This is a genomic window from Actinoplanes sp. NPDC049118 (assembly GCF_040648555.1).
In the GTDB taxonomy this organism is placed as follows: Bacteria; Actinomycetota; Actinomycetes; order Mycobacteriales; family Micromonosporaceae; genus Actinoplanes.
This window is the reverse complement of the sequence record NZ_JBEZDY010000021.1, coordinates 65,796-89,205: the sequence shown is the minus strand read 5'-3', so window position 1 is coordinate 89,205 and position 23,410 is coordinate 65,796. Positions and strand designations below refer to the sequence as shown.

Sequence of the window (23,410 nt, the reverse complement as noted above, 5' to 3'; positions counted from 1 at the left end):
GATCCCCCTAGGCTCTTGGCCATGGCGCGACCTGACGGCCGAGAGCCCGGCCAACTCCGACCCGTGACCCTCACCCGCCGGTGGAGCATCCATCCGGAGGGATCGGTGCTCGTCGAGTTCGGCGACACCCGGGTCCTCTGCACCGCCAGCGTGACCGAGGGCGTTCCGCGCTGGCGCAAGGGTTCCGGCCTTGGCTGGGTCACCGCGGAGTACGCGATGCTCCCGCGCGCGACGAACACCCGCGGCGACCGGGAGAGCGTCAAGGGCCGGGTCGGCGGCCGCACCCAGGAGATCTCCCGGCTGATCGGCCGCAGCCTGCGGGCGTGCATCGACCTGAAGGCCCTGGGCGAGAACTCGATCGTGCTGGACTGCGACGTGCTGCAGGCCGACGGCGGCACCCGGACCGCGGCGATCACGGGTGCCTACGTGGCGCTGCACGACGCGGTGTCCTGGCTCGCCGAGCGCAAGTCGCTGGCCGGCAAGCCGGCCGCGGTCATGCACCGCTCGATCCAGGCCGTCAGCGTCGGCGTCGTCGACGGCGAGCCCCGCCTCGACCTGATGTACCTCGAGGACGTCGCCGCCGAGGTGGACATGAACGTGGTCTGCACCGGCGACGGCGACTTCGTCGAGGTGCAGGGCACCGGCGAGGCGAACGTCTTCCGCCGCGACCAGCTCGACGCGCTGCTCGACCTCGGTGTCCTCGGCTGCGCCGAGCTGGCCGCCGCTCAGCAGAAGGCCCTGGCCTCGTGACCGCTCGCCTCCTGCTGGCAACGGCGAACCCGAAGAAGCTGCTCGAGCTGCAGCGGATCCTCGACTCCGCGCTGGGATCCGGCGGCATCGAGCTGGTCGGGCTCGGCGACTTCCCGGGCTACCCGGACGTGCCGGAGACCGGGCTGACCTTCGGCGAGAACGCGCTGATCAAGGCCCGCGAGGGTGCCTCGCGGACCGGCCTGCCGACCGTCGCCGACGACTCCGGCCTGTCCGTCGACGCGCTCAACGGCATGCCCGGCGTCTTCAGCGCCCGCTGGTCCGGCGGGGGCGACGACAACGCCAACCTGGACCTGGTCCTGGCCCAGATCGGCGACGTGCCGGACGAGCACCGCGGCGGCGCCTTCGTCTGCGCGGCCGCGCTGGTGCTGCCCAACGGCCGCGAGCACCTGGTCGAGGGCCGGCAGCGTGGCCAGATCCTGCGGGCGCGGCGCGGCACCGGGGGCTTCGGCTACGACCCGGTCTTCCTCGGCGACTCGCAGAGCCGGACCAACGCGGAGCTGAGCCCGGCGGAGAAGGACGCGATCAGCCACCGCGGCCAGGCGTTCCGCGCGCTTTCCAAGGTCATTGCCAAGGAGCTTCCTCGGTAGGGTACCGATCCGGCCCGTCCGAGGTTCTGCCGCGCGCCGAGCGGCCGAGGCGGGGGACGCCGGGCCGCAGCGCCCGCGCGACCACCGCGGGACTGAACAGCTCCCGCGGCGGCCCGACGAGCTGCTGCACCCGGTAGAAGGCCCGGTTGAGCTCGGGCGCGGACTGCGAGGCCACCGCGAACCGCCTGGCGTACCAGTTGGTGACGCGGGTGCCGCGCGGGCGCGGGCCGGCGGTCTGCGGATATGCGAAGTCGGCACCGACCGAGAACCGCCACGGCACGGCGATCACCTCGGCGGCGGCCCGGTAGAAGTCGCCGGCGGCGGCCGCGCTGGCCGAGCCGTGCCGGTCCAGGGCCTCGCCGAGCGCGACCGCCTCCATCGCGGCGACCGTCATGCCCTGGCCGTAGATCGGATTGAAGCTGCACACGGCGTCGCCGAGCGCGACGTAACCGGCCGGGAGGGGGTCCAGCTCCTCGAAGAGCCGGCGCCGGCTGGACGGGTAGCGGAACCCCAGCGGGTCGCCGAGCGGCTCGGCGCGTTCCATCACGCCGGCCACGATCGGATCGGGCAGGCTTTTCGCGTACGCGGTGAAGGCCTCCACGCCCGGCACCGGATCGACGTGCCAGCCGCCGACGGACACCAGCCACCGGCCGTCCTCGATCGGCAGCACCAGCCCGGACCGGTTCTCGTGCGGCGGGTCCGGCAGCACCAGCGCGGCCCGCCAGCCCTCCAGATCACCCGGCCGGCGCCGGTAGACGCGGCTCGTGTACGAGACGCCGATCTTGACCTCGACCTGCCGTGGCGCCCGGAGGCCCAGGGCGGCGAGCCAGCGATCCGAGCGGCTGCCCTGCCCCGAGCAGTCGACGACCAGGTCGGCGGGCAGGGTCTCGCCCGTGTCGAGCACGAGCCCGGTCACCGCGTCCCCGGAGCCCGTCAGCGCGGTCGCCGCGACACCGTCGCGGATAGTCACGCCCGTTTCGCGGCCCACCCGGGCCCGGATCATCGCCTCGAGCTTCGGCCGGCTCAGCGAGGTCAGCTCCAGGCCGGTCGGCTCGGCCGGCCAGCGGCGGCCGTACCGGTAGGTGCACATGCCGGTGCCGAAGTCGAACCGGGTGGCGCCCGCCGCGAGCAGCTCGTCCTCGAGGTCGGGGAAGAGCCCGGCCAGCACGCGCAGCCCGGAGACCAGCAGGACGTGGGCGTGCGGGCCCTGCGGTACCCCGCGGCGTGGCTCCGCGCCCGCGGGCAGGGTGTCGCGGTCGACGACCGTGACGGCGGCGTATCGCCGGCTCAGCACCCGGGCGGCGGCGAGGCCACCCATGCCCGCGCCGATGACGACCGCGGTCCCCTCCATAGTGGAGAGCCTACGGCCGATGGTCCCCGCGGACGAGGTGAGCGAGGCAGGACCCGCTCGTCACCTGTTGCGGCTGGTACTTGTACCGCAGCTTGTGTGCGAACGAGCCGTCCAGCAGGCGGCCGAATTCCGCGGCGTCGTACGGCTGCAGCATCGCCTGCTGCAACGCGTGCGCCGGCCGGGTGCTGATCCGGTTGCCCTTGTCCCACTCCGCGGCGAAGTCGGCGTCGAGGTGGTAGAGCATCTCGAAGACATGGTGCGCGAGGAAGTAGTCGATCAGCTCGCCGCGCTTCTCCCACCACAGATACATCGCCGCGCGCCACAGGTGCGCCACGTAACTGCCGGGCCGGGCGGCGAGGAACCAGTTCGAAATGTACGGTCCGTGGTAATTGAAGGCGAAGAAGTGGCTGTCGCCGAGCGCCCTTTCCACCGGCTCGCTCAGCGCCACCGGTGCGTACACGGTCGCGTCGACCCAGATGCCGCCGAACTTCTCGAGCAGCGCCAGGCGGAGCAGGTCAGAGAAGTTGGTCTTGTTGTCGCCCAGCGCGTCGACCAGGTCGGGGGGCATGTCGACGTAGTAGGCCAGGTTCGCGTCGGACAACTCGTGCACCTGCGCCCGCGGGTTGTTCGCCCGCAGGGTCTCCGCGCAGCGCCGCACCAGCGCAGGCGCGGCCTCGAAGCCCTGCGCCCAGTAGATGAAGATCGGCATCTCGAGCGCGGTGGCGGCCGGGCGGTCCAGGCGGTGGCGGGCCTGCCTGCGGATCTGATCGAGGTGCTCGGCCAGGAACAGGCCGACCTCGCGGCGCGCGCCGAAGCACTTCACGTCCAGGTCCAGCACGGCCGGGCCATCGAACGGCAGGCCACCGTCGGCGGCGAGCCCCTGGCGGGCCGCCTTCTTGCTGTCGTCGCGGCGCTTGAGTTTGTCCAGCATGTAGGCCTGGCGGTAGAAGCGCTCGCCGTCGTCCGGCCGCTTGGCGGCCGCGTCCCGGTAGTGCCGCTCGGCGCCGGCCCAGTCGCGCTTCCTCTCGTGCAGGCGGCCGAGCTCGAGGGCGGCGTCCCCGGCCCCGTCGCCAACCTTGATCATCTTGCTCAGGGCGTGCCGGGCCGCGGCGTACTCACCGCGGTCCACCAGGCGGCGCGCGGCGGCGAGCCGGTACACCGGGTCCTTGCGGGCGGCCAGGCCGGCCACCAGCGCGTCGGCCTCGGCGGCCTCGCCGGCCCGCCCGAGGCGCGCGGCCTCGTCGGCGATCGCCTGGCGGCCGGTCCGGGCGAGGATCTCCCGGTACGGCCGCAGCGTGCGCCGCGACGGCGAGGCGCCGGGATCGCCGAGCCATTCGAAGGTGAAGAACCCGTCGTCGTGGGTGTCGCCGTCGAAGTACGCGACCGGCTGCTCACCCTCGGTAAGCGCGAACGAGTGCCAATACACCTCACCGTGGCCCTGCGACATCCCCGCGAGCAGGCGAACCCAGGCCGCGGTGGCGTTCCGCGGCAGGGTGAAGGTGACGCTGACGCGGTGGTCGCCGTACTCGTTGCGGGCCGGCGGCGACGCGGTCAGGTGGAAGTTCGCCGCGCCGCCCCGCACGCAGCCGGGGATGATCCGCAGCGCGTACGGGTTGAGCGCGCCCGTGAGCGGCCCGGGCAGGAAGACCGAGACGCTGGCCGTGTAGGTGCCACCGGCCCGCATGCCGAGCCGCAGGTCGCCGGCCTCGTCCCGGCCGCCCGGCGCGATGTGGCTGTCGTTGTTCGCGCCGGAGCCGGTCACCAGGGCGCCGGTGACACCCAGGCCGGGCACCGGCGCCGAGCGGGCCGTGCTGTGCGGGTGCACGTAGACGCCGTCCGCATCGAGCGGCCGATCGAACGCGCCGTCCGCGTGCCCCGACCGGAACGACGGGTTGGGCGCGAGATTGACGACCGGAGCCGGCGCCACGGCGGGCCGGGCGGGCAGCCGCAGGCTGCCGGTCGCCGCCTGGCCGGCCCTGGCCAGGCGGCGTCTCAGGCCTGTGGTGTTCGGACGCATCGTTGCAAGCTAGCCCCGGTTCGTTTCGGGCAACCACCCCACGGGGTCAACGTCACTTAACGCAAGGGGCCCACCGAGGTCTCGATCGCACCCCGCAGCGCGTGGCCCGCCACGACCCCGCGGGCCTGCTCCATCACCGGTGCGAGGAACACGTCCGGACCGGGCTCACCGGCGAACGCGGCCACCGCGGCGACGGCCTCCCGCCCGGCCGGGGAAGGCGTCAGCGGGGCCCGCAACTGGATGCCGCGCACCCCTGCGAGCAGTTCGACGGCGAGCACGCTTGTCAGGTTGTCCAGGATCGTCCGCAGCTTCTTCGCCGCGGCCCAGCCCATCGAGACGTGGTCCTCCTGCATGCCGCTGGTCGGCAGCGAGTCGACCGACGCCGGGCCGGCCAGCCGCCGGTTCTCCGCGACGATCCCGGCGGCCGTGTACTGGGCGATCATCAGGCCCGAGTTGACGCCCGCGTCCGGCGCCAGGAACGGCGGCAGCGACCGGGAGCGGGTCACGTCGAGCAGCCGGTCGACGCGGCGCTCGGCGATCGCACCGACCTCGGCGGCGGCGATGCCGAGGAAGTCCGCGGCGAAGCCCAGCGGCGCACCGTGGAAGTTTCCGGTGGACTCGACCCGGCCGTCGGCCAGCACGACCGGGTTGTCCACCACCGAGCGCAGCTCCCGCGCGGCCGTGGTCCGGACGAACTCCAGCGTGTCGCGGGCCGCGCCGGCCACCTGCGGCGCGCAGCGCATCGAGTACGCGTCCTGCACGGCGTGCGCAAGGTCGTGGCGGTGCGAGTCCATGATGGCCGAATCCTGCAGCAGCCGGTGGATGTTCGCCGCCGAGTCGGCCTGCCCGGGATGCGGCCGGATGGCGTGCAGTTCGGGCATGAAGGGCCGCTCCGAGCCGAGCATCGCCTCGATCGCCAGCGCCGCGGTCACGTCGGCCATCGCGAACAGGTGCGAGGCGTCCTCGATCGCCAACAGCAGCATGCCGAGCATGCCGTCGGTGCCGTTGATCAGCGCCAGGCCCTCCTTGGCGGCGAGCTCCAGCGGCTCCAGCCCGGCGCCGTGCAGGGCGTCGGCCCCAGACATCCGCGCGCCGTCCTTGCCCTGCACCCAGCCCTCGCCGAGCAGCACCAGTGCGCAGTGCGCGAGCGGCGCGAGGTCACCGGAGGCGCCCAGCGAGCCGTGCTCCGGCACCCACGGCGTGATGTCGTTGTTGAGCAGGTCGACCAGGCCCTGCGCGAGCACCGGCCGGACGCCGGAGAGGCCCATGGCGAGCGAGCGCACCCGCAGCAGCATCATCGCGCGGACCACCTCGCGCGGCATCGGCGCGCCGACGCCCGCCGCGTGCGAGCGGATCAGCGCGTGCTGCAGCTCGGCCCGGCGCTCCGGGGCGATGGACGTGTTGGCCAGGGCGCCGAAACCGGTTGATACGCCGTACACCGGGCGGCCGGAGGCCTCGATCGTCTCGACGATGTCGCGGCTGCGGGCCATCGCCTCGCACGCGGCCTCGGAAAGCTCGACCCGCGCGTCGTGGCGGGCGACCGCTACGACGTCGGCGGGCGTGACGCCGCTAGGTTCCACAAAAACGCTCATGCCGTCACCTCCGCTGGCGCTCCGGCGACGACCTGAGTCAGACACTGAATTGATGATTCGCTCGCAAGCTCGCTCATGCCATCCCCTCCGCTGGCGCTCCGGCGATGACATGAGTCAGACACTGAATGGATGATTCGCTCGCATAGCTCGCTCATTGGGGCACTCCGTCGTGCAGAACTGTCTGGATCAGGGGAACGCCCGGCCGGTAGGCCAGGTGCAGGTAGGAGGGGGCGTCGAGGACGACGAGGTCGGCGCGCGCGCCGGTGCGCACGACGCCGACGTCGTCGCGGCGCAGCGCCCGGGCGCCGCCCGCGGTCGCGGCCCAGAGGGCCTCCGCCGGCGTCATCCGCATCTCGCGGACGGCCAGCGCCAGGCAGAACGGCATCGAGGACGTGTACGACGAACCCGGGTTGCAGTCCGTCGCCAGCGCCACGGTCACCCCGGCATCGAGCAGCCGGCGGGCGTCCGGGTACGGCGAGCGGGTCGAGAACTCGGCGCCGGGCAGCAGCGTCGCGACGGTTTCGGAGCCGGCCAGGGCGGCCACGTCGGCGTCGCTCAGGTGGGTGCAGTGGTCGGCGCTGGCGGCGCCGAGCTCGACGGCGAGCCGCACGCCCGGCCCGGCGGCGAGCTGGTTGGCGTGCACCCGCAGCTGCAGCCCGGCCCGCGCGCCCGCGGTCAGCACCTCCCGGGCCTGGTCGCCGTCGAAGGCGCCCCGGTCGCAGAAGACGTCGATCCATTTCGTGTACGGCGTGACGGCCTCGAGCATCGGCCCGCTGACCAGCGCTACGTAGCCGTCGGGGTCGTCGGCGTACTCGGCCGGGACGACGTGCGCGCCCAGGAACGTGGTCTCGTCGGTGAGCTGCCGGGCGATCCGCAGGCTGCGGGCCTCGTCCTCGATGCTCAGGCCGTAGCCGCTCTTGATCTCGACCGTGGTGGTGCCCTGCCGCCGCGCCTCCAGCACGAGCCGCCGCGCCCCGGCCAGGAGTTCGTCGTCGCCGGCCGCACGGGTGGCGGCGACGGTCGTGCGGATGCCGCCGCCGGTGTACGGCTCGCCGTTCATCCGGGCCTCGAACTCGCCCGCCCGGTCGCCCGCGAAGACGAGGTGTGCGTGGCTGTCCACGAAGCCGGGGATGACCGCGGCGCCGCCGGCGTCGAGGCGCTCGTCGGCGTCGGGTGCGCCGCGCCGCGGCCCGACCCAGGCGATCCGGCCGCCGTCGACGACCACGGCCGCGTCGCGCAGCAACCCGGTCTCCGGATCGTTGGTGACCAGCTCACCGATGTCGGTGATCAGCAGGCTCATCGCGGTAGCGCCTTTCGGAGGGCGGCGGCCACGTCGAAGCCGGTGTGCCGGCCGCCGTCCACGATGAGGCGGCCGTCGGCGACCACGTGGGTGACGTCGGCGGCCGTCGCCGCGAAGACCGCGCCCGCCGGGTCCACCCCGGCCGTGCGGACGCTGTCCAGCGAGACCGCGACCAGGTCGGCCCGGTCGCCGACGGCGATGCGGCCGGCGTCGGCCCAGCCCAGCGAGCCGTGTGCGGTCGCCGCCGCCAGCAGCTCGGCCGGGGAGAAGTGGCCGCGCCGCTCGGTGGCGAGCCGCTCGTCCAGCTCGACGCCGCGGGCCTCCTCGAACAGGTCGATGACGGCCTGGCTGTCGCTGCCGAGGCTCAGCGCGACACCCGCGTCGGCGAGGTCCCGGCCGCGGCCGATCCCGTCGGCCAGGTCGCGCTCGGTGCTCGGGCACAGGCAGACGTTCGTGCCGCTGCCGCCGAGCGCCTTGACGTCGGCGTCGGTCAGATGGGTCGCGTGCACGGCGGTGGTGCCCGGGCCGAGGATGCCGTGCCGCAGCAGCAGCTCGGTGGGGGTGCAGCCGTGCACGGCCCGGCACTGGTCGTTCTCGGCGCGCTGCTCCGACAGGTGCACGTGCAGCGGTGCGCGTCCGGCCAGCCCGGTGAGGAACCGCGCGGGGACGGCCCGTACCGAGTGCACCGCGGTGCCGATCAGCGCGTGCGGGGCGGGCCGGAGCGCGGCGACCCGGTCCTCCCAGCCGTCGAGGCCCCGGTCGCCGAAGCGGCGCTGGACACCCTCGAGCGGCTTGCCGTCCACACTGGACGTCAGATAGAGCGTGTCCAGCAGCGTGATCCGAATGCCGGCCTCGCGGGCCGCCTCGATGAGCGCGCCGCCCATCGCGTTCGGGTCGTCGTACGGCGTGCCGTCCGGGCCGTGGTGCAGGTAGTGGAACTCGCCGACGCAGGTGATGCCCGCCAGGGCCATCTCGCCGTACACGGCCCGGGCCAGGTCGAAGTAGCTGTCCGGGTCGAGGCGCCCGGCGACGGAGTACATCAGCTCGCGCCACGTCCAGAAGCTGCCGCGGTCGCCGTGCGTGCGGCCGCGCAGCGCCCGGTGGAACGCGTGCGAGTGCGCGTTCGCCAGGCCGGGCAGCACCAGGCCGGGCAGCCGGGTGCCGCCGGGCGCGGAGTCCGGGGTCACCGCCGTGAACCGGCCGTCGCCCACCTCGATCCGCACGTTGCGCGCGACGGCCCCGCCGACCCACGCATGCTCCGCGAAATACGTCATGTCAGCTCCGCGAGGACTGTGGCCAGGGCCTCGACGCCGGCCCCGCAGTCCTCATCGGACGCGTGCTCGGCGGGGGCGTGCGAGACCCCGGTGGGGTTGCGGACGAAGAGCATCGCGGTCGGCACGTGCGCCGACAGCACGCCCGCGTCGTGACCCGCGCCGGTCGGCAGGATCGGCGCGTCGCCGAGCAGGGCGGACAGCCGCCCGGCCAGCGAGGTGTCGAACGCGACCTCCGGCGAGACCGACTCCGGCTCGACCGCGACCTGCGTGCCATCCTGGCCGGCCCGCTCGACCGCCTGCTTCACCACGGCCTCGACCAGGCGATCCAGGGTCGGCGTGTCCGCCGCGCGGGCGTCCAGCCAGCCGCGGACCAGCGACGGGATCGCGTTTGTGGCGTTCGGCTCGACCGAGACCCGGCCGATCGTGGCGTGCGCCCCGGCGAGCCGCGCCTCCCGGTCGGCGGCCAGCACCGTGTACGCGAACGTCAGCATCGGGTCGTGCCGGTCGATCATCCGGGTGGTGCCCGCGTGGTCGCCGTCGCCGGTGAAGTCCATCCGCCAGCGGCCGTGCGGCCAGATCGCGCTCGCGACCCCGACCGGCACCTGCAGGGCCCGGCCCTGCTCGATGTGCAGCTCGACCACCGCGCTCACCCGGGCGGGCAGCAGGGGCAGTGCCCCCGCCGGCCGGGCGCCGAGCGCCTCGCCGAACGTCACGCCGTCGCGGTCGACCAGGGCCGCCGCCCGGTCCGGGTCGATCGCGCCGGTCAGCAGCCGGGAGCCGAGGCAGGGCACGCCGAAGCGGCCACCCTCCTCCTCGACGAAGGCGGCCACGCCGATCGGCCGGGCGGGGGTGACACCCAGCTCCCGGAGCCGGTCGACGGCCAGGAACGCGCTGACGATGCCGAGCGGCCCGTCGTAGCCGCCGCCGTGCGGCACCGAGTCGAAGTGCGAGCCGGTCAGCACGGTGCCGGGCGCCCACGGCGTGCCCCACCAGGCGAACAGGTTGCCGTTGCCGTCGTCGGTCACCGTCATGTCCCGCCGGCCGGCCTGGTTGCGGAACCAGTCGCGCAGCATCAGCTCCGGCTCGCGCAATGCGTACCGGAGATAGCCGCCCTTGTCGTCGCGCCCGATCGGCGCGATCTCACCCCAGAGCCGCGAAAAGGCCGCGCTCACGCCCTCACCTCCGCTGGCGCTCCGGCGATGGCATGAGTCAGACACTGAGCCGATGATTCGCTCGCAAGCTCGCTCATGCGTCCCTCATCGGGATGTGCACGCCGGCAGCGGCCGCCGACTCGTAGCCCGCGTCGACGTGGCGGATCACGCCCATGCCGGGGTCGTTGGTGAGCACCCGCTCGATCTTCTGGCCGGCCAGCGCTGTGCCGTCGGCGACGCAGACCTGGCCGGCGTGGATCGAGCGGCCGATGCCGACGCCGCCGCCGTGGTGGATCGAGACCCAGCTGGCCCCGCTCGCGGTGTTGATCAGAGCGTTGAGCAGCGGCCAGTCGGCGATCGCGTCCGAGCCGTCCAGCATCGCCTCGGTTTCGCGGTACGGCGAGGCGACGGAGCCTGCGTCGAGGTGGTCGCGGCCGATGACCAGCGGGGCGGAGACCTCGCCGCGGGCGACCATGTCGTTGAAGCGCACCCCGGCCTTGTCGCGCTCGCCGTAGCCGAGCCAGCAGATCCGCGCCGGCAGCCCCTGGAACGCGACCCGCTCGCCGGCCATCCGGATCCACCGGGCCAGCGGCTCGTTCTCGGGGAAGAGGTCCAGCACCGCGCGGTCGGTGGCGGCGATGTCGGCCGGATCGCCGGAGAGGGCGGCCCAGCGGAACGGGCCCTTGCCCTCGGCGAACAGCGGCCGGATGTACGCGGGCACGAAGCCGGGGAAGGCGAACGCCCGCTCGTAGCCGCCGAGCTGGGCCTCGCCGCGGATCGAGTTGCCGTAGTCGAACACCTCGGCGCCGCCGTCCAGGAAGCCGACCATGGCCTCGACGTGCGCCGCCATGCTCGCCCGGGCCCGGTCGGTGAACTCCTCCGGCTTGGCCGCGGCGTAGTCGGCGACGTCGGCGACGTCGACGCCGATCGGCACGTAGCTCAGCGGGTCGTGCGCGCTGGTCTGGTCGGTGACGATGTCGATCGCCACGCCCCGGCGCAGCAGCTCGGGGAAGACCTCCGCGGCGTTGCCCACCACGCCGATGCTCCGCGCCACGCGGTCACGCCTGGCCGCCTCGGCCTGCGCGACGGCGTCGTCCAGGTCCGCGGCCACCGTGTCCAGGTAGCGGTCCTTGACCCGGCGGCGCAGCCGGGACTCGTCCACGTCCACGATCAGGCAGGCGCCGCCGTTCATCGTCACGGCGAGCGGCTGTGCGCCGCCCATCCCGCCGCAGCCGGCGGTCAGCGTGAGCGTCCCCGCCAGGTCGCCGCCGTAGCGCTTCGCCGCCACGGCCGCGAACGTCTCGTAGGTGCCCTGCAGGATGCCCTGCGTGCCGATGTAGATCCAGGAGCCGGCGGTCATCTGGCCGTACATGGTCAGGCCGAGCTTCTCCAGGCGGCGGAACTCCGGCCAGGTGGCCCAGTCGCCGACCAGGTTCGAGTTCGCCAGCAGCACCCGCGGCGCCCACTCGTGGGTGCGGAACACGCCGACCGGCCGGCCCGACTGCACCAGCAGCGTCTCGTCGTCGGCGAGCACGTCCAGCTCCCGCACGATCGCGTGGAACGACGGCCAGTCCCGGGCCGCGCGCCCGGTGCCGCCGTAGACCACCAGGTCGTCGGGGCGCTCGGCCACGTCGGGGTCGAGGTTGTTCATCAGCATCCGCTTGGCGGCCTCCTGCGGCCACCCCTTGGCGGTACGGGCGGTGCCGCGTGACGCTCGGATCGACATCGAATGCTCCTTCACGCTTCAAAGATGTGGCGGCGGGAGGCGGTCGCCTCGAACTCCTCCAGGCGGCCCTGGGTCTGCTCCGGTGCGGCGTCGCACATCGCCTGCAGCAGCACCATCGCCATCGCCATCGGGCCGGTGTGCAGGTCGAACACGAGCTGGGTTCCGACCGGCGCGGGCAGCACGACGTCGGCGTGCTCGGCGGCCGGGCTGACCGCCGAGTCGGTGAGCGCCACGACGGCGAGGCCGGTGGCGCGGGCCTCTCTGATCAGTTCAAGTGTCTCGCGCGGATAGCGGGGCAGCACGATCGCCAGCATCGCGGTCGCCCCGGCCGCCCGGGCCTGGTCCAGGCGGTCCAGCAGCATCGTGCCCCCGCCGTCGAGGACCCGGACGTCCGGAAGCACCTTTGCGGCGAAGTACCCGAAATACGCCGCGAGCGGGCCTGCCGCGCGCATGCCCAGCACCGGCAGCGGCCGGCTGGCCGCCAGCAGCCCGGCCGCCTTGCGCACCGCGTCGAGGCTGCTCAGCTGGTCGGCCATCTGTTCGAGGTGCCGCGTCTCGGCGCGCAGCGCCCGCTGCGTGGCGTTGTCGCCGTTGTCGGCGGGCGCGGCGCCGACGCCGACCAGGGCACGCAGCTCGCGCCGCAGTGCGGGGTATCCCGGGTAGCCCAGCGCCATGGCGAACCGGGTCACCGACGGCTGGCTCACCCCGGCCAGCTCCGCGACCTCGGCCGCGGAGAGGTACGCCGCGGAGGAGGCGTGCTGGACCAGGCTGTGCGCGATCCGCCGCTGCGTCGGGGTCAGCCGGGCGCCCTGGAAGAGATCCAGCACGCGTTCGGCCGTCCTGACAACACTGTCATTCACAAGTGCAGACTATGCATGAAAACTTTCACCGCGCTAGGGGGCCGCCCGTATCGGCTTGGAGCAGGCGCCCGCGATCCCCGTGATCGTGACCCCGCCGCCCGGCCGCCCGGCGGACCGCGGGTGCGTGCCCACCCCGCCTACCCTGGTCGGATGCGGATCAGCTCGCTGCACACGTACCCGGTCAAGGGTGGTCACCGCCTGGACCACGACGAGGCCCTGGTGGAACCGTGTGGCCTCGCCGGCGACCGGCGGTGGATGATCATCGACCCCGACGGGGTCGGCATCACGCAGCGGTCGGCGCCGGAGCTGACCCGGTTGCGGCCGGTGCCGCGCCCCGGTGGGCTGGAGCTGAACGGGTTCCGCGTCGACGAGCCGATAGATGGTCCGAAAGAGATAATTCGGGTGTTCAGCTCGAAACCCTCACTTGCCGCGCGTATCGCTTTGCCCGCCACGGACTTCGTCTCGGCCTTCCTCGGCCGTCCGGCCCGGCTGGCCTGGCTCGCCGACGCCACCGCCCGGCCGATCGCGGCGCACGCGCTGCCCAGCGACCGGGTCAGCTTCGCGGACGGCTACCCGCTGCTGCTCACCAACGCCGCCTCCCTCGACGCGGTCAACGACTGGCTGCTCGAATCCGGCGACGAACCCGTGCCGATGACCCGCTTCCGGCCCAACGTCGTCATCACCGGCGCCCGGCCCTGGGCCGAGGACGACTGGCTCGGCTCCCGCCTGCGGCTCGGCGACGTGACCTTCCGCGCGGCCGACGCGTGCCGGCGCTGCGTGGTGACGACCATCGATCAGGAGACCGGCGAGGTCGGGCGGCAGCCCCTGCGCGCGCTCGGCCGGCACCGCCGGTACGCCGACGGGCTGCGCTTCGGCATCAACCTCATCCCGGACCTCGCTCCGGGTGACACCGGGGTAATCCGGGCGGGGGAGACTTCCTTAGCTCTGTCTTAGGAAGGTTGCCCGCGGGTAGCGCCGCCGCGAAGGATGCGTCAGCGTGACCGCTCATCGCCTCCTCGCCCCCCGCTGGCTCGCCACGGGCGGCGCCGTGCTGCTCGCCGGTGCCCTCGGCGTCGCGCTGCTGCTGCAGAACGGCGGCTCCGCGTGCGCGGCCCCACCGAGCAGCGCCAAGCACAAGGGCAAGGCGACGTTCTACGACCTCGCCGGCACCCAGGGCAACTGCTCCACCAAGCCACCCGCCGACGACCTGTACGTCGCCCTCGGCCGGACCGAGTACTCGGGCGCGATGGCCTGCGGCTCCTACCTCGACGTGACCGGGCCCAAGGGCAAGGTCCGCGTCAAGGTCTTCGACTCCTGCCCGCCGTGCGCGGCCGGCCACATCGACCTGAGCCGCACGGCCTTCAACAGGATCGGCAAGGAGATCGACGGCATCATCCCGATCACGTACCGGGCCGTGCCGAACGCGCCGACGCCGGGCCCGCTGAGCGTCACCTTCGTCGAGGGCACCTCGCAGTACTACTGGGCCGTGACGATCGACAACCACTCCAATCCGATCAGGTCGGTGCAGGCCAAGGGGCCGGGCGGCAGCTGGAAGAAGGCGGCGCTCGAGGACTACAACGTCTGGATCATCGACGGGCGGATGGGCGGAGGCCCGTTCCAGGTCCGGATGACCGACATCTACGGCAAGACCATCACCGCGAACAACATCAGGCTGCTGCCGCAGAAGCGGCAGACGACCTCCGTGCGGTTCGCCACCGGCTCGTCCACCGAGGCGGCACCCGCCCCGGCGAAGAAGAAGGCCTCGCCGACGCCCTCGAAGGCCTCCTCGTCGCCCAGCCCCTCGGCGTCGGCCTCATCGCCGGCCGCGCCGCTGCTGGAATCGACCCAGGCGGCCCCGGCGCCGGACGAGGTGGCCCTGGCCGCGGCGGAGCCGGCCGCCAAGGCCTCCTGCGGCTGAGTCTCAGCGCAGGTCGAGCCACATGAGAACCTCGTCGCGGTCGTCGCCGGGCGCCACCCGCAGGGCGCCCGGCATCCGGCCGACCTCGGCGTACCCGAGGCCGCGGTAGAAGGCGTCCAGGCCGTGGCCGTCCCGCAGGGTGACCTGCAGGCCGGTCAGGCCCATCTTGCGACCCACCGCGGCGGCCTCCCGCATGAGCGCGACGCCGTAACCGCGGCCCTGGCTGCCCGGCGCGACCATGACCCGCTTGAGGACGCGCCAGTGCGCCTTGAGCTCGAACCTGTTGTCGACGACGAAGAGCAGCGCAACGAGCCGGCCGCCGTCCACCCCGACGAGCAGCCGGTCGACGCCGGCCTCGACCCCGGCGAAGGCCGCCTCGGCGACCGGCCGCACGTCGCCGGCGGTCACCGGCGCGACGAAACCGACCGCGCCGCCGGCGTTGGTGACCTCGGCCCAGAGCTCGACGATCTGCGTGCGCAGGGTGTCGGTCAACGGCGGATCAAGCACGAACGACAACGTCATGCCCGCCATCCTCGCGCTCGCCGCCCGCGGCCCGGCGACGGTATGGAGGATGGTGCGCGGCACCACAGGGGTGCGGAAGGCGGGACTCGAACCCGCACACTCTCTCGAGTACTAGGACCTAAACCTAGCGCGGCTGCCAATTACGCCACTTCCGCCGAAATTGCCTACTCGGCAATTCTTGGGCATGAGTCTAGACGGTGGCCCGGAATTTGACCTTCCCGGCCGCGTCCGCGCTCGGTACGCCGGTCACGAGTCCGGCCGCGACGGTGTGGCCCGTCGGTGCTCCAGGGCTTTCAGGGTGCTTTCGGACCAGTCGATGTTGGCCTGTTCGTACCGGCGGCCGGCCATCAGGGTCAGGTACGGGCCGATGCGGTCGTTCTCCCGCAGGTAGTCGTCCTCGGCGCGGCCGTCCAACAGCTTGTCGCGCATGCGGTCGTACCGCGCCAGCTTCTCGCGGGACCGGGCGAGCCTCGCGGCCACCGTGCCGCGCAGCGCTTCCGCGTCGCCCACGTCCGCGGCCTGCACCTTGACCATCAGCTCGTCCCGGATCGCGGGCGGCCGGGCCGGCTCCGCGGTGAACGCGTGCAGTTCCGCGAGCCCCGCGTTTGTCAGGGAGAAGACCCGCTTGTTCGGCCGCCGCCGCTGTTCGACCACGCGGGCGTTCACGAGGCCGTCCGCCTCGAGCCGGTCCAGGTCGCGGTAGAGCTGCTGCGGAGTGGCCGACCAGAACTCGGCGACCGAGACGTCGAAGCGCTTGGCCAGTTCGTAGCCGGAGGCCTCGCCTTCGAGCAGGGCCGCCAGGACGGCGTGGCGCAGTGACATCTGGACAGCCTCCGGTCCTAGGGTTAGCGTCATCCGCACCTATTCAATTTGTTGAGTATAAGGGAGTGGCCGTGCATCCGTTTCGCGCCGCAGTCGAAGCACGGGACATCGACGCCGCCGTCGCGCTTCTCGCCGACAAGGTCGTCTTCCACAGCCCGATCGCCTTCACTCCGTACGAGGGGCGTGCGGCCGTGGCCGTCGTCCTGCGCGCGGTGATCGAGGTCTTCGAGGACTTCACGTACGTGCGTGAGATCGGGGCGCCGGACGCGGCCGATCACGCGCTCGTGTTCCGGGCGAACATCGGCGAGCGGCAGGTCGAGGGCTGCGACTTCCTGCATCGCGGCGACGACGGCCTGATCGACGAGTTCACGGTGATGGTCCGGCCGCTGAACGGCGCGCTGGCCCTCGCCGAGGCGATGAAGGCGAAGCTCGCCGCCGGGCGTTGACCCACCGCACACGGCACGGCGGCCGCCTTGCGGATCAAGCCGCATGACGGCCGCCGTGGGTCGGCGGTCCCCGGAGGGATCAGTAGCGGAACATCGCCAGACTCTGTTGCAGTTCGTGGGCCACGCGGGCCAGTTCGTCGGCGGCCTCGGCCGTGTTCGCCGCCGCGTTGGTCGTCTCCGCCGCGGCCTCGGCGACCTCGGCCACGTTCGACGAGATCTGCTGGGAGCCGGACGCGACCTCGCCGACGTTGCGGCTCATCTCGTTGGTCGTCGCCGTCTGCTCCTCGACCGCGGCCGCGATCGCGGTCTGCGTCGCGTTGATCTTGTCGATGACCGCGCCGATCTCGGCGATCGCCGCGACCGCCGCGGACGAGTCGGTCTGGATCGCGCCGACCCGGGTCCGGATGTCCTCGGTCGCCCGGGCCGTCTCCTGTGCCAGCTCCTTGACCTCCCCGGCGACGACCGCGAAGCCCTTGCCCGCGTCGCCGGCGCGGGCGGCCTCGATTGTCGCGTTGAGGGCGAGCAGGTTCGTCTGCTCGGCGATGCCAGTGATGATCTTGATTACCGAGACGATCTCGGCGGAGGACTCGCCCAGCTTCTGCAGGATCGCGCCCGCGTCGCCGGAGATGCGCACGGCCTGACCGGCCACGTCGGCCGCGCTGGACGTGCTGAGCGCGATCTCGGTGATCGAACTGCCGATCTCCTCGGCGCCGGCGGACACCGTGCGGATGTTGTTGCTGATCTCCCCGGAGGCGGTGGAGACCGCCTGCGCCCGGCTGGCCGAGCGGGCCGCGGAGGAGTTCATCTGGCCGGCGACCGCGGTCAGCTCCTCGGACGAGGAGGCGAGCGTGGTGACGTTCGCGCCGATGTCGCTCAGCGCCGCGGTGAGCCGGTCGAGTGCCGTGTTCAGCGCCTCGGCCATGCGGCCGACCTCGTCGCGGCCCCGGACGGTGAGGCGCTGGTCCAGCCGGCCCTCGGCGAGCGCCTCCAGGACCTTCACGGTCTCACCGAGCGGGCGGGCGATCGCCCGGCTGACCACGATGGCGATGACCACGGCGAAGGCCAGCGCGACGCCCATCAGCGCCCCGGTGAGCAGTCGCGCCGACGTGGCGCTGCTGCGGGCGGCCGCCATCTGCTGCTGCGCGGCCTTGTCCTCGATGCCGGCGAGGTTGTTCAGCGCCACCGTGATCTTGCTGGTGAGCGGGTCGATGTAGTTGTTCTGCACGCCGAGGTAGGTGCTCAGGCTGTTGGTCTTGGCCGCCGGGACGAGCTGCTCGTCGCGGATCTTGCGGTACTGGGCCAGGGCGGCGGCGAAGGCGGCCATGTCGGACTTGGTGCCGTCCGAAGGGTTCTTCGAGTACGCCGCCCAGTTGTTGTCGATGCCGGTGTCCAGCCGCTTGATCGCCGTCTGCACGCTGCTGACGTCCGAGAGGGGCGAGCGCAGGATCAGCTTCGACGACAGCGAGGTGGCCTGCTGAACGTCGGCGCGGACCTGGCCGATCCGGGCGACGGACTGCAGGTTGTTGTCGTACATGTTCTCGAGCCGGCCGTTCGCGTTGCTCAGCGCGATGCCACCGGCCATGCCTATGGTGACGACCAGCAGGCTGAGTACGCCGAAGGACACGAACAACTTCTGCGACACGCGCAGGTTGCGCAGCAAGCCACCGCGCGCGCCCGCCTTGGCGGAGGGGTTCGCCTTGCGGGAGCGGCGGGGCAGCTTGACTTTCGGCATCGGCGTCTCCGTAGCGGGAACGGTGGTTGCCGCACTAATCGGCATCGCCCCTCAGGATCCGCGAAGTTTGCGGCGGTAGTCAGTCGATACCGAGATCCCGGCGCAGCTTGGCCACGTGACCCGTCGCCTTCACGTTGTACAGGGCCCGCTCGATCGCGCCGTTCTCGTCGATGACGAACGTCGAGCGGATCACCCCGGTGACCGTCTTGCCGTACAGCTGCTTCTCTCCGAAAGCGCCGTACGCGGTCAGCACGCTCTTGTCCTGGTCGCTGACCAGCGGGAAGGTGACCGCGTCGCGCTCGCGGAACTTGGCCAGCTTGGCCGGGGTGTCCGGGGAGATGCCGACGACCTCGTAGCCGGCCGCCTGCAGGGAGCCGAGCGAGTCGCGGAAGTCGCAGGCCTGCTTCGTGCAGCCCGGCGTCATCGCGGCCGGGTAGACGTACAGGATGACCTTGCGGCCGCGGAGATCCTTCAGCGTGAGGGTGTCGCCGGTGTCGGTGGTCAGGGTGAACTCGGGGGCCGGGTCACCCGGCGTGAGGCGCTCAGTCATGCGTCCGAAGATATCGGGGCCGAACGCAGCAGCAGCAAGCCCGTCGCCGCCATTCCCACCCCGGTGCCGATGGCGACCAGCACCGCGGTGCGGGCGAGCCAGGACGGGCCGGGGAACGAGACCACCGCCTGGGTGAAGACGCCGACGTCGGCGAGGCCGCCGAAGACCGCCAGCACGGCGCCGGCGAGGGCCAGCACGAAGGGCGCCCGCCCGAGCCAGGTCAGCACGCCCGCGATCAGGGCGAGCACCGCGGCCACGTACGCCGGTGCCTGCCCGCTCACGCCGACGCTGGTGCGCGCCGCCGCGTACCCGAGGGTGATCATGCCCGCGACCACCGCGACGGGGCCGATCCAGCGCGGGTGGCGCAGGCCGAGGGCGGTCAGGCCCGCGCCCAGGGCGAGCGCACCCAGCCACCACAGCCAGGCGGGCGGGGGCGGCTCCCAGGTCAGGGTCCCGCGGACCTCGAAGGTGCGCACCCCCTCGCGCAGCGGTACCACCCAGTCGCGCAGCTTGTGGCTGCGCGACTCGTCGGCCCGCGCCTGCGGCGGCGGGTCCTCGCCGAGCCACCGGGTGCGCTGGTCGTGCCAGCGCACGCTCGGTTCCGTGGAGACGCGGCGCCACTGCGGGGCCGCGGCCGGCGAGGCGCCCGGCGGCACCGGGGTGTCGCCGGCGAGGGTCTGGTTCCGGTACGTGGACGGCGAGTTCACGTTCTCGAACGCGCCGTCCGGCCGCACCTCGAGGTAGGGCTCACCGTCGTAGCCGAGCACCTCGACGGTCCGGCCGGTCCCGTTGACGAGTTCGAGCCGCGCGCCCGCCTCGACGGCCCGTACCGTCAGCCCGGGCTCGGCGGGGCTGATCCCGCTGACCTCCGTGCGGTACGACGTGGCGTCGGGGGCGTCCCCGCCGTGTGCGCGGGCCGGGCCGGCCGGCACGAGCAACGCGCCGGCCAGCACGGCGCCGAACAGGGCGGTACGCCTCACGCGCCGGCCGCCTCCACCGCCGCGCTCAGCCCCTGCGGCGTGCGGTTCTCCAGGTCCTTGCCGTCGACCAGCACGGTCGGCGTGCTGTTCACGCCCCGCGAGGCAGCCGTGTCGGTGACCTTCGTGGCCCAGGCTTCGTAGGTGCCGTCGTCGACCGCGTCGGCGAACGCGGCGTCGGTCAGGCCGACGGACCGGCCCAGCTCGATCAGCTTGGCGTTGTCGAGGCCCGCGCCGCCCTCCGGCGGCTGGTTGGCGAAGAGCACCCGGTGGTACTCGGCGAACTTGCCGCCCTGCGCGGCCGCGGCCGAGGCGGCGGCGGACCGGGTCGAGTACTCGGTGGTCGAGAGGTGGTCCAGGATCGCGATCGGGTGGTACAGCACCGTCACCTTGTTCTCGGCGACGAGCTGGTCGATCGTGGTCTGCGCCGCGGCCTCGAAGTCCCGGCAGGCCGGGCACAGGAAGTCCTCGTAGATGTCGATCTTCACGGGGCCGGTGCCGACCGCGAACGCCGTGCCCTCGTCCACCGCGACGCTCGGCGTCGTGAGGCCGGCGGTCTTCTCGCTCTCCTGGCTGGCGGCGAAGCCCCAGCCGATCAGGCCGGCGATGACCAGCACGGCGACGACGCCGAGGCTGGTCCAGAGCGTGACCCGCCGGCGGCGTTCGCGCGCCAGCTGCTCCTGGACGACCCGCTTGGCCTTGGTCCGGTCCCGATTGTCCTTGCCGCTCACTCTTCCCCCATCAAGACGCCGTCGATCGAGTAGCGGGTCCGCGGCCGCCACAGCAGGACCCCGGCGAGCACGAGGAAGACGACGTCACGGGCGATGTCGAGGGCGTACTTCGGGGTCTGACCCGCGCTCAGTGTCCCGCCCTGGCTGAAGCAGCCGCAGTCGATCTGCAGGCCTCGGGCCCACGCCCAGCTGATTCCCGCGATGAAGATCAGCAGCAGCGCGGCCGAGATGCCGGCGCTGAGCCGCACCGCGAGCCCCACCAGCAGCAGCAGGCCGAGCGTGATCTCCAGGAACGGCAGGGCCGCCCCGATGATCTTGGCAACCTCGTACGGGAAGATCTCATAGGCGTTCACCGAGCGCCCGGACCCGGCCAGGTCACCGACCTTCCGGAAGCCCGCGACCAGCCACACCGCGGCCAGGCCGAGGCGGGCCCCCGTCGAGATCCAGAGCCACACCGCCGTCGTACGGGCAGACTGCGTCGTCTCCATGCTCACGCCCCCTTAGTCGGCGCTCGCCGCACCTTGGTTCCGCGGAACGCCTGTGTATCGGCTGAGTGCGCCGATCAGCTTGCCTGCGCCGCGGCGACCGCGGTCACGAGCTCCTCGCGGGCGCGGGCCACCCGCGACCGGATCGTCCCCACCGGGACCTCCTCGACCTCGGCGGCCTCCGCGTAGGACATGCCGAGCACCTGGGTGAGCACGAACGCGGTGCGGCGCTCCTGGCCGAGGCGGCTCAGCAGGTCGGCGGCGCCGAGCCGGTGCGCGGGGTCGCTCTGCTGCGGGATGTCGGTCCAGGCCTGCGCGGCGAGCCGGGCGTCGAGGCGGCGCCGGCGCACGACGGCCCGCAGGTGGTCGGCGCAGGTGCGCCGGGCGATGCCGAGCAGCCAGGTGCGCACCGCCGCGCGGCCCTCGAAGCCGGGCAGCGCCTTGAAGGCGCGCAGGTAGGTCTCCTGGGTGAGGTCGTCGGCGGAGCCCGGGTCGACCAGCGCGGCGGTGAACCGCCACACCTCGGGCTGGGTGGCGCGCACGAACGCGACCTGCGCGCGTGCGTCGCCGGCCCGCGCCCGCAGGGCGAGCGAGTCGAGTGGATCAGGCGCCGTCACAACCGCAGATGTTACGCCCGGACAGAATTGTCCGAGCTTCTGGGAACTATCGTCACCAAGTCGACGACAATCTCTAGTCCTCACGTTCCGCCTCGCATGCGACCGCGCTGCGGGGCTCGGCGAGCCATCGGGGAGCATTGCGCGCATGAACGTTGATCTGCCCGGGGCCGCTGACCGACTCGCGCCGTACGCGGCCCCGCCCGCGGACGACCGTCGCCGGCCCGTCCCGGCGCGGGGCCGGCCGGGCGCCCGTCGGCTGTTCGCCGCCGCCCTCGGGCTGCTGGCCGGGCTGTTCTGCGTCCTGCTCGGGCCCGCCGCGCCGGCGGCCGCCCACGCCGCCCTGGTCGCCAGCGACCCGGCCGCCGAGACGATCGTCCCGGACGCGCCCAACAAGGTCACGCTGACCTTCAGCGAGTCGGTGCAGCTGATCTCCGGCAAGATCCAGGTGCTCGCCCCGGACGGCAGCCGCGCGGACCAGGGCGAGCCGCAGGCGACCGGCAACACGGTCGTCATCCCGCTGCGCTCGGGCGGCGGCCGCGGCACCTATCTGGTGAGCTACCGGGTCGTCTCGGCCGACAGCCACCCGGTCGCCGGCAGCCTGACCTTCTCCGTCGGCGCGGCCTCCACCCCGCCGACGGAGTCGGAGGGCGCCGACTCGGTCGACCCGGTCGTGCGCGGCCTGATCCCGGTCGGCAAGTACCTCGGGTACGTGGGCCTGGTGCTGCTCGTCGGCCCCGTCCTGGTGCTCGCACTGCTCTGGCCGCACCGGCTGCCGCGCCGCGGCCCGGCCCGGCTCGTGTGGACCGGTATCGCTCTGGTGCTCGGCAGCACGGTGCTGGCGCTCTGGCTGCAGGCGCCGTACACGACCGGATCCGGGCTGTTCGAGGTCAGCGGCGCGGACCTGCGGGACGTGCTCGGCAGCACGTTCGGCGCGGTCATGCTCGTCCGGCTCGGCGTGGTGGTCGCGGCGGCCTTCCTGTTGCGCCCGCTGCTGAACGGCGAGGGCGGCGGGTCGAAGGCCGACCTGGCGCTGCTCGGCGTGCTCGGGGTGGCGGCGCTGGCGACGTGGCCACTGACCGGGCACCCGACCGCGTCGCCGGTTGCCGGTGTCTCCGTCGTCGTCGACGCGATCCACCTGGGCGCCATGGCGGTCTGGCTGGGCGGGCTGGTCATGCTCGTCGGTTTCCTGCTGCGCCTGGCCGACGAGCGCGAGCTGGGCGCGATCCTGCCGATCTGGTCGCGCTGGGCGGCGACCGCGGTGGCCGCGCTGATCATCGCCGGTTCGGTGCAGGCGCTGATCGAGGTCGCGTCGCTCAAGGGCCTCGTGGACAGCACCTACGGCCGGCTCATCCTGGTGAAGATCGGGCTGGCCGGCGTGGTGATCGCGATGGCGGCCTTCTCGCGCAAGCTCGTCCGCAGCCGTCGCGCCGAGTCCGGGCCCGGACTGCTGCGCCGCGTGGTGATCGCCGAACTGGCCGTCACGGCGGTCGTGCTCGGCGTGACCGCCGCGCTGGTGCAGATCCCGCCACCGCGTACGGCCACCGCGGCCGAGAGCGCCGGTACGTCCACGACGATCTCGAAGACCATCGCGGACGATTCGGTGTCGCTACAGGTGGACGTGTTTCCGGCGACCGTCGGCAACAACTCGCTGCACCTGTACGCGTACACGCTGGACAACAAGCCGCTGCCGGTCGTGGAATGGACGGCCACCGCGGCGCTGCCGGCCAAGGGCATCGAGCCGATCGAGGTGCCGTTGTTGCGAATCACCGATTTCCACGCTATCGGGGACATCGCGCTGCCGGTTGCGGGGGAATGGACGCTCAAATTCACCGTGCGTACCAGCGACATCGACCAATCCACGCTGACGATGACGGTAAAGATCTCCTAGCTCGCGTACTCCCTGGTGGCCCGGTCTGCGGACGCAGACCGGGCCATCGTCATACCTCTCGGGGCCTAAGTAACGATTTATCCATTTTGGTGT

At 72.8% G+C, this 23,410-nt stretch carries 22 protein-coding genes and 1 tRNA gene; 6 read left to right on the top strand and 17 right to left on the bottom strand.

Translation table 11 applies throughout. The features are described 5' to 3' along the window. The first annotated feature begins 21 nt into the window (after positions 1 to 21). Together rph and rdgB are read left to right on the top strand one after the other, a co-directional pair. Positions 22 to 750: a ribonuclease PH gene (rph, locus tag AB0B58_RS29620; RefSeq protein ID WP_360230188.1), complete on the top strand. Its 729-nt coding sequence runs from the start codon at positions 22 to 24 to the stop codon at positions 748 to 750. Then, positions 747 to 1,358 carry an RdgB/HAM1 family non-canonical purine NTP pyrophosphatase gene (gene rdgB / locus AB0B58_RS29615; protein WP_360230186.1) on the top strand — a complete coding sequence of 204 codons (612 nt, stop codon included), beginning with the start codon at positions 747 to 749 and terminating at the stop codon, positions 1,356 to 1,358. Before rph ends, rdgB begins: the two co-directional genes overlap by 4 nt. Here rdgB and AB0B58_RS29610 read toward each other — a convergent pair. The 8 genes from AB0B58_RS29610 to AB0B58_RS29575 form a co-directional block, all read right to left on the bottom strand. Then, complete coding sequence (locus tag AB0B58_RS29610; RefSeq protein ID WP_360230184.1) at positions 1,333 to 2,709, bottom strand: tryptophan 7-halogenase; 1,377 nt, start codon at positions 2,707 to 2,709, stop codon at positions 1,333 to 1,335. The genes rdgB and AB0B58_RS29610 overlap by 26 nt on opposite strands. A gap of 10 nt (positions 2,710 to 2,719) precedes the next feature. Continuing rightward, complete coding sequence (locus AB0B58_RS29605) at positions 2,720 to 4,726, bottom strand: capsular polysaccharide synthesis protein (protein WP_360230182.1); 2,007 nt, start codon at positions 4,724 to 4,726, stop codon at positions 2,720 to 2,722. A gap of 56 nt (positions 4,727 to 4,782) precedes the next feature. Continuing rightward, entirely contained in the window at positions 4,783 to 6,318 is a 1,536-nt protein-coding gene (gene hutH / locus AB0B58_RS29600; protein WP_360230180.1) for a histidine ammonia-lyase, read from the bottom strand. Between the two features lie 151 nt (positions 6,319 to 6,469). Continuing rightward, the gene (gene hutI / locus AB0B58_RS29595; RefSeq protein WP_360230178.1) at positions 6,470 to 7,618 is read right to left on the bottom strand and encodes an imidazolonepropionase; all 1,149 of its coding nucleotides are present in this window, start codon (positions 7,616 to 7,618) and stop codon (positions 6,470 to 6,472) included. Continuing rightward, on the bottom strand, positions 7,615 to 8,892 hold the full coding sequence (locus AB0B58_RS29590) for a formimidoylglutamate deiminase (RefSeq protein ID WP_360230176.1): 1,278 nt from the start codon (positions 8,890 to 8,892) through the stop codon (positions 7,615 to 7,617). Before AB0B58_RS29590 ends, hutI begins: the two co-directional genes overlap by 4 nt. Further along, the gene (locus AB0B58_RS29585) at positions 8,889 to 10,064 is read right to left on the bottom strand and encodes an allantoate amidohydrolase (protein WP_360230174.1); all 1,176 of its coding nucleotides are present in this window, start codon (positions 10,062 to 10,064) and stop codon (positions 8,889 to 8,891) included. Before AB0B58_RS29585 ends, AB0B58_RS29590 begins: the two co-directional genes overlap by 4 nt. Positions 10,065 to 10,137: 73 nt before the next feature. After that, positions 10,138 to 11,769: a urocanate hydratase gene (gene hutU, locus AB0B58_RS29580; protein ID WP_360230172.1), complete on the bottom strand. Its 1,632-nt coding sequence runs from the start codon at positions 11,767 to 11,769 to the stop codon at positions 10,138 to 10,140. An 11-nt stretch (positions 11,770 to 11,780) separates the two neighbouring features. Beyond that, the gene (locus AB0B58_RS29575) at positions 11,781 to 12,629 is read right to left on the bottom strand and encodes a MurR/RpiR family transcriptional regulator (protein WP_360230170.1); all 849 of its coding nucleotides are present in this window, start codon (positions 12,627 to 12,629) and stop codon (positions 11,781 to 11,783) included. A 150-nt stretch (positions 12,630 to 12,779) separates the two neighbouring features. Between AB0B58_RS29575 and AB0B58_RS29570 the strand changes: the two genes are divergently transcribed. Beyond that, complete coding sequence (locus tag AB0B58_RS29570) at positions 12,780 to 13,583, top strand: MOSC domain-containing protein (RefSeq protein WP_360230168.1); 804 nt, start codon at positions 12,780 to 12,782, stop codon at positions 13,581 to 13,583. Positions 13,584 to 13,626: 43 nt separating this feature from the next. Beyond that, complete coding sequence (locus tag AB0B58_RS29565; RefSeq protein ID WP_360230166.1) at positions 13,627 to 14,547, top strand: expansin EXLX1 family cellulose-binding protein; 921 nt, start codon at positions 13,627 to 13,629, stop codon at positions 14,545 to 14,547. Between the two features lie 3 nt (positions 14,548 to 14,550). On the opposite strand, the gene AB0B58_RS29560 is transcribed toward AB0B58_RS29565, so the two are convergent. The 3 genes from AB0B58_RS29560 to AB0B58_RS29550 all read right to left on the bottom strand — a co-directional run bounded on the left by AB0B58_RS29560 (position 14,551) and on the right by AB0B58_RS29550 (position 15,891). Then, entirely contained in the window at positions 14,551 to 15,069 is a 519-nt protein-coding gene (locus AB0B58_RS29560; RefSeq protein WP_360230164.1) for a GNAT family N-acetyltransferase, read from the bottom strand. 71 nt (positions 15,070 to 15,140) lie between these two features. Continuing rightward, a tRNA-Leu gene (locus tag AB0B58_RS29555) sits at positions 15,141 to 15,224 on the bottom strand. A gap of 91 nt (positions 15,225 to 15,315) precedes the next feature. Beyond that, positions 15,316 to 15,891, bottom strand: coding sequence for a PadR family transcriptional regulator (locus AB0B58_RS29550; RefSeq protein WP_360230162.1), 576 nt, complete (start codon positions 15,889 to 15,891; stop codon positions 15,316 to 15,318). 71 nt (positions 15,892 to 15,962) lie between these two features. On the opposite strand from AB0B58_RS29550, the gene AB0B58_RS29545 reads away from it, so the two are divergent. Next, positions 15,963 to 16,337 carry a nuclear transport factor 2 family protein gene (locus AB0B58_RS29545; RefSeq protein ID WP_360230160.1) on the top strand — a complete coding sequence of 125 codons (375 nt, stop codon included), beginning with the start codon at positions 15,963 to 15,965 and terminating at the stop codon, positions 16,335 to 16,337. Between the two features lie 79 nt (positions 16,338 to 16,416). Here AB0B58_RS29545 and AB0B58_RS29540 read toward each other — a convergent pair whose 3' ends face one another. The 6 genes from AB0B58_RS29540 to AB0B58_RS29515 all read right to left on the bottom strand — a co-directional run bounded on the left by AB0B58_RS29540 (position 16,417) and on the right by AB0B58_RS29515 (position 21,429). Next, the gene (locus AB0B58_RS29540) at positions 16,417 to 18,069 is read right to left on the bottom strand and encodes a methyl-accepting chemotaxis protein (RefSeq protein ID WP_360230158.1); all 1,653 of its coding nucleotides are present in this window, start codon (positions 18,067 to 18,069) and stop codon (positions 16,417 to 16,419) included. Positions 18,070 to 18,148: 79 nt separating this feature from the next. Further along, entirely contained in the window at positions 18,149 to 18,619 is a 471-nt protein-coding gene (gene bcp, locus AB0B58_RS29535; RefSeq protein ID WP_360230156.1) for a thioredoxin-dependent thiol peroxidase, read from the bottom strand. Continuing rightward, positions 18,616 to 19,599, bottom strand: a complete 984-nt coding sequence (locus AB0B58_RS29530) for a hypothetical protein (protein ID WP_360230154.1) — start codon at positions 19,597 to 19,599, stop codon at positions 18,616 to 18,618. Before AB0B58_RS29530 ends, bcp begins: the two co-directional genes overlap by 4 nt. Next, on the bottom strand, positions 19,596 to 20,327 hold the full coding sequence (locus tag AB0B58_RS29525; protein ID WP_360230152.1) for a thioredoxin domain-containing protein: 732 nt from the start codon (positions 20,325 to 20,327) through the stop codon (positions 19,596 to 19,598). The genes AB0B58_RS29530 and AB0B58_RS29525 overlap by 4 nt, the downstream gene beginning before the upstream one ends. After that, entirely contained in the window at positions 20,324 to 20,815 is a 492-nt protein-coding gene (locus AB0B58_RS29520) for a MauE/DoxX family redox-associated membrane protein (RefSeq protein ID WP_360230150.1), read from the bottom strand. Before AB0B58_RS29520 ends, AB0B58_RS29525 begins: the two co-directional genes overlap by 4 nt. Positions 20,816 to 20,889: 74 nt before the next feature. After that, a complete protein-coding gene (locus AB0B58_RS29515) occupies positions 20,890 to 21,429 on the bottom strand; it encodes a sigma-70 family RNA polymerase sigma factor (protein WP_360230148.1) in 540 nt (179 codons plus the stop codon). Between the two features lie 145 nt (positions 21,430 to 21,574). Here AB0B58_RS29515 and AB0B58_RS29510 point away from each other — a divergent pair, with 145 nt between their 5' ends. Next, positions 21,575 to 23,317 (top strand): copper resistance protein CopC, encoded by a 1,743-nt coding sequence (locus tag AB0B58_RS29510; RefSeq protein WP_360230146.1) that lies wholly within the window; start codon positions 21,575 to 21,577, stop codon positions 23,315 to 23,317. Positions 23,318 to 23,410: the final 93 nt, after the last annotated feature.